Origin of the sequence: Streptococcus pseudopneumoniae (assembly GCF_001074975.1) — a bacterium.
Taxonomy (GTDB): Bacteria; Bacillota; Bacilli; order Lactobacillales; family Streptococcaceae; genus Streptococcus; species Streptococcus pseudopneumoniae_D.
This window is the reverse complement of sequence record NZ_JUUO01000131.1, coordinates 1-5,682: the sequence shown is the minus strand read 5'-3', so window position 1 is coordinate 5,682 and position 5,682 is coordinate 1. Positions and strand designations below refer to the sequence as shown.

General features: G+C 39.7%; 3 protein-coding genes and 1 pseudogene. 3 read left to right on the top strand and 1 reads right to left on the bottom strand.

What is annotated here, in order from left to right:
* Window positions 1-335 precede the first annotated feature (335 nt).
* Complete coding sequence (locus tag ADI86_RS09370) at window positions 336-1,322, bottom strand: L-lactate dehydrogenase (RefSeq protein WP_049532741.1); 987 nt, start codon at window positions 1,320-1,322, stop codon at window positions 336-338.
* Between the two features lie 194 nt (window positions 1,323-1,516).
* Between ADI86_RS09370 and gyrA the strand changes: the two genes are divergently transcribed.
* The 3 genes and pseudogenes from gyrA (at window position 1,517) to ADI86_RS12380 (ending at window position 5,677) form a co-directional block, all read left to right on the top strand.
* Complete coding sequence (gene gyrA, locus ADI86_RS09365; RefSeq protein ID WP_049532740.1) at window positions 1,517-3,985, top strand: DNA gyrase subunit A; 2,469 nt, start codon at window positions 1,517-1,519, stop codon at window positions 3,983-3,985.
* Window positions 3,985-4,728, top strand: coding sequence for a class A sortase (locus ADI86_RS09360; protein ID WP_049532738.1), 744 nt, complete (start codon window positions 3,985-3,987; stop codon window positions 4,726-4,728). The genes gyrA and ADI86_RS09360 overlap by 1 nt, the downstream gene beginning before the upstream one ends.
* Before the next feature lie 102 nt (window positions 4,729-4,830).
* Window positions 4,831-5,677: pseudogene (locus tag ADI86_RS12380) on the top strand (IS630 family transposase).
* Window positions 5,678-5,682: the final 5 nt, after the last annotated feature.

The window sequence follows — 5,682 nt, the reverse complement described above, 5'->3', positions numbered from 1 at the left end:
AAATCAGTACTATATGCCATAGCTTTATTATAACACGTATTTTATAAACTAAGCGACTATAATAATGTGAGTGTTGATTTGTTATTGCGTCTTAGCGCTATTATTGTAAATCCGTGTCATGATAGTTATATTTATACTCAATAAAAATCAAAGAGCAAACTAGGAAACTAGCCGCAGCCTGTACTTGAGTACGGCAAGGCGACGTTGACGTGGTTTGAAGAGATTTTCGAATAGTATTAGAACTTATTTCCTTCACGTAAGCTTCATAAAATGTTTGGTTTAGACACAGATAAAAAACAACTCCCTGATAATTCAAGGAGTTATTTCTATCTAAATTAGTTTTTTGAAGCTGCTTGGAATTCAGGATTTTTCCATGCTTCATCAATGATAGCTTGCAATTCTTTTGCAGATGCTTGCATTTTTTGAGTTTCTGCGTCGTTCAATGGAATGTTTACTGGACGAACGATACCGTGTGCCCCAACGATAGCTGGTTGACCGATAAAGACGTTCTCAACACCATATTGACCTTCTTGGAATACAGAAAGTGGAAGAACTGCATTTTCATCATCAAGGATAGCTTTTGTGATACGAGCAAGCGCTACTGCGATACCGTAGTATGTAGCACCTTTCTTGTTGATAATTGAGTAGGCAGCATCGCGAACTGAGATGAAAAGTTCTACTAGATCAGCTTCATCTAAGTCACGGTTAGCTTGCAACCATTGTTCCAATTTTACACCGGCAACGTTAGCATGTGACCAAACGGCAAACTCAGAGTCACCGTGTTCACCCATGATGTAGGCGTGAACTGAACGTGCATCTACACCAATTTTTTCAGCAAGTGCTTGACGGAAACGAGCTGAGTCAAGTGAAGTACCTGAACCGATAACGCGTTCTTTAGGGAATCCAGAGAATTTCCAAGTTGAATAAGTCAAGACATCTACTGGGTTAGCTGCAACAAGGAAGATACCATCAAAACCTGAAGCAACAACTTGTTCAACGATTGATTTGTTGATAGCAAGGTTTTTACCTACAAGGTCAAGACGAGTTTCACCTGGTTTTTGAGGAGCACCGGCTGTGATAACAACAAGATCAGCGTCCGCACAGTCTTCGTACTTAGCCGCGTAGATTTTCTTTGGCGAAGTAAATGCAAGCGCGTGGCTAAGGTCTTCAGCATCACCAACAGCTTTTTCAAACAATTGTGGAATTTCGATAATTCCAAGCTCTTGTGCAATTCCTTGGTTAACAAGTGCAAAAGCGTAAGATGAACCTACAGCACCATCACCGACAAGGATAACTTTTTTGTGTTGTTTAGTTGAAGTCATTGTTCTAAACATCTCCTTAATTTTATTCAGGGATTTCCCCAGTTATCTTAATTTTATCACTTTTAAAAAGCTTTGTCACGGATATGCTTTCCAGTTCTTGATGTAAACGTTTTAGCTGGTTTGGATACCTGAAATATAGTGGACATTGTGGTATAATATTATTAATTACTAATTGTGAAATGAGGCATTTATTAATGCAGGATAAAAATTTAGTGAATGTCAATCTGACAAAGGAGATGAAAACAAGCTTTATCGATTACGCCATGAGTGTTATCGTAGCGCGGGCTCTTCCTGATGTTCGAGATGGCTTGAAACCTGTTCACCGTCGGATTCTCTACGGAATGAATGAATTGGGTGTGACTCCAGACAAACCTCATAAAAAATCTGCTCGTATTACAGGGGATGTCATGGGTAAGTACCACCCACACGGGGATTCCTCTATCTATGAAGCCATGGTCCGTATGGCGCAATGGTGGAGCTACCGTTACATGCTTGTAGATGGGCATGGGAATTTCGGTTCCATGGATGGAGACGGTGCTGCCGCCCAGCGTTATACTGAGGCACGTATGAGCAAGATTGCTCTGGAAATGCTTCGTGATATCAATAAAAATACAGTTGATTTTGTTGATAACTATGATGCCAATGAACGTGAACCCTTGGTCTTGCCAGCGCGCTTTCCAAACCTTTTGGTTAATGGAGCGACTGGTATTGCGGTTGGGATGGCAACCAATATTCCACCTCATAACCTGGGTGAAACCATTGATGCAGTGAAGTTGGTTATGGATAATCCTGAAGTGACTACGAAGGACTTGATGGAAGTCTTGCCTGGGCCAGATTTTCCAACTGGTGCCCTTGTTATGGGGAAATCAGGTATTCATAAGGCCTACGAAACAGGTAAAGGTTCTATTGTTCTTCGTTCTCGTACTGAAATCGAAGAAACCAAGACTGGTCGTGAGCGCATTGTTGTAACAGAATTTCCTTATATGGTCAATAAAACAAAGGTGCATGAGCATATTGTTCGCTTGGTTCAGGAAAAACGCATTGAGGGCATCACAGCAGTACGTGATGAGTCAAACCGGGAAGGTGTTCGATTTGTTATTGAAGTCAAGCGCGATGCCTCAGCCAATGTTATCCTCAACAATCTCTTCAAGATGACCCAGATGCAAACCAACTTTGGTTTCAATATGCTAGCTATCCAAAATGGGGTGCCGAAGATTTTATCTCTTCGTCAGATTTTGGATGCTTATATCGAGCACCAAAAAGAAGTGGTTGTTCGTCGTACTCGTTTTGATAAGGAAAAAGCAGAAGCGCGTGCTCATATCTTAGAAGGTCTCTTAATTGCGCTAGACCATATCGACGAAGTGATTCGTATCATCCGTGCTAGTGAAACGGATGCGGAAGCACAAGCTGAGCTGATGAGCAAATTCAAGTTATCTGAACGTCAAAGTCAAGCCATCCTTGATATGCGCCTTCGTCGTTTGACAGGTTTGGAACGCGATAAGATTCAGTCTGAGTATGATGACCTCTTGGCTCTGATTGCGGATTTAACAGATATTCTTGCTAAGCCGGAACGTGTTTCTCAAATCATCAAAGACGAATTGGATGAAGTGAAACGTAAATTTGGCGACCAACGTCGTACGGAATTGATGGTCGGTGAAGTCTTGAGTCTTGAAGATGAGGATTTGATTGAAGAATCGGATGTCTTAATTACACTGTCTAATAAGGGTTACATCAAACGTCTAGACCAAGGCGAATTTACTGCTCAAAAACGAGGTGGTCGTGGTGTTCAAGGTACAGGTGTTAAGGATGATGATTTTGTTCGTGAGTTAGTGTCAACTAGCACCCATGATCACCTACTCTTCTTCACAAATAAAGGCCGTGTCTATCGTTTGAAAGGCTATGAAATTCCTGAGTATGGCCGTACAGCTAAGGGCTTGCCGATTGTCAATCTTTTGAAATTGGATGAAGGCGAAAGTATTCAGACCATCATCAATATCGAGTCTGAACGAAGTGATGATGCCTATCTTTTCTTCACAACCCGTCATGGTATTGTGAAGAGAACCAGCGTCAAGGAATTTGCTAACATTCGTCAAAATGGACTTAAAGCACTGAATCTCAAAGATGAAGATGAGCTAATTAATGTCTTGTTGACGGAAGAAGATACGGATATTATCATTGGTACTAAGTTTGGTTATGCAGTTCGCTTTAATCAGTCAGCTGTTCGGGGAATGAGCCGTATCGCTACTGGTGTAAAAGGTGTTAATCTTCGTGAGGGGGACACAGTTGTTGGTGCTAGTGTGATCACAGACCAGGACGAGGTTCTTATCATCACAGAAAAAGGATATGGTAAGCGTACAGTCGCTACTGAATATCCAACTAAAGGTCGTGGTGGTAAAGGGATGAAGACGGCTAATGTAGCTGAGAAAAATGGTCCTCTATCAGGTCTCTTGACAGTTAAAGGTGATGAAGATTTGATGATTATCACTGATACAGGTGTCATGATTAGAACCAACGTTGCCAATATTTCACAAACAGGTCGCTCAACTATGGGAGTTAAAGTGATGCGCCTGGATCAAGATGCCAAAATTGTAACCTTTACAACAGTTGCAGCGGCAGATAAAGAAGAAGTTGGGACTGAAAACGAAATAGAAGGTGAAGCATAATGTCTCATAAAAAGAACAAAAAGAAAACAAACCGTAAAAATTTACTAATCAATGTCTTGGCAGGATTCTTAATCATCTTGTCAGTAGCTTTGATTTTCAATTCAAAAATTCGTGATATGTTCATGGTTTGGAATACCAATAAGTACCAAGTTAGTCAGGTAACAAAAGAAAAAATAGAAGAAAATCAGGATACAGAAGGAAATTTTGATTTTGATTCTGTCAAAGCTATCTCTTCGGAAGCTGTTCTAGCTTCTCAATGGGATGCTCAAAAATTACCAGTTATTGGTGGAATTGCTATTCCTGAGTTAGAAATGAATCTGCCGATTTTTAAAGGGTTGAATAACGTAAATCTATATTATGGTGCTGGTACTATGAAGCGTGATCAAGTGATGGGAGAAGGAAATTATAGTCTAGCTAGTCATCATATTTTTGGTGTCAATAATGCTAATAAAATGTTATTTTCTCCTTTGGATAACGCTAAAAATGGTATGAAGATTTATCTAACTGATAAAAATAAAGTTTATACTTATGAAATACGTGAAGTCAAACGTGTGACACCGGATCGTGTTGATGAAGTTGATGATAGAGAAGGGGTTGATGAGATTACATTAGTAACCTGTGAAGACCTTGCTGCTACAGAACGTATTATTGTAAAAGGTGATTTGAAAGAAACAAAAGATTATTCACAAACATCTGATGAAATCCTAACAGCTTTCAATCAACCATATAAACAATTTTATTAATACAAATCAGTGAAATCATGGATTTCACTGATTTTTTAAGATTTTCATAAAAGTAAACTGTTATAGTCGCTTAGTTTATAAAATACGTGTTATAATAAAGCTATGGCATATAGTACTGATTTTAAACAACGAGCATTAGATTACATCAAAGAGGGGCACAGCCATGTCGAGGCAGCTAAAGTTTTTGACGTTGGCGTCAGAACTCTCTTCACGTGGGAAAAGAAATTACGTGAACAAGGGCACTTAGAACGGAAAAAGCGAGTCGCCAAAAGCCGAAAAATTCCTTTGGAGGAGTTGAAAGCCTTTGTCGAGGTTCATCCAGACGCTTTTTTACGGGAAATTGCGGAACATTTTGATTGTGCTGTCCCTTCAGTATGGGCAGCTTTAAAGCAGATTAAAGTCACTTTAAAAAAAGACGACTAGCTTTAAGGAACAAGATCCAGAGAAAGTCGCTGATTTTCTTGATATTTTGGATAACCTAAAAGATTTACCAGTCGTATATATTGACGAAACGGGAATCGACCGCTACCTCTATCGTCCTTATGCACGGGCTCCTAGAGGAAAGAAAGTCTATGAAAAGATTAGCGGACGGCGTTTTGAGCGGACTTCAATTGTTGCAGGACAAGTAGATGGAGAGTTTATAGCTCCCATGATTTACAAGGAAAGTATGACGAGTAACTTCTTTGTAGAGTGGTTCAAAACGCAACTCCTGCCTGCTTTGAAGACACCTCATGTCATTGTCATGGACAATGCTAGTTTTCATCCCAAGAACATTTTGGATGAACTTTGCATTCAAGATAGACACTTTTTCTTACCTCTACCACCTTATTCACCAGATTTGAATCCTATTGAGCAAGCTTGGGCTATCTTGAAAAAGAAAGTGACGGATTTATTAAGGGAAGTCCCCAATATCTTTGAATGTTTAGAGTGCTTTTTTAAAACTAAATGACTATA

What these genes read in the sequence shown, in the direction of transcription:
- ADI86_RS09370 (WP_049532741.1), bottom strand. Translation starts at nt 1,322, where the DNA reads ATGACTTCAACTAAACAACACAAAAAAGTTATCCTTGTCGGTGATGGT.
- gyrA (WP_049532740.1), top strand. Translation starts at nt 1,517, where the DNA reads ATGCAGGATAAAAATTTAGTGAATGTCAATCTGACAAAGGAGATGAAA.
- ADI86_RS09360 (WP_049532738.1), top strand. Translation starts at nt 3,985, where the DNA reads ATGTCTCATAAAAAGAACAAAAAGAAAACAAACCGTAAAAATTTACTA.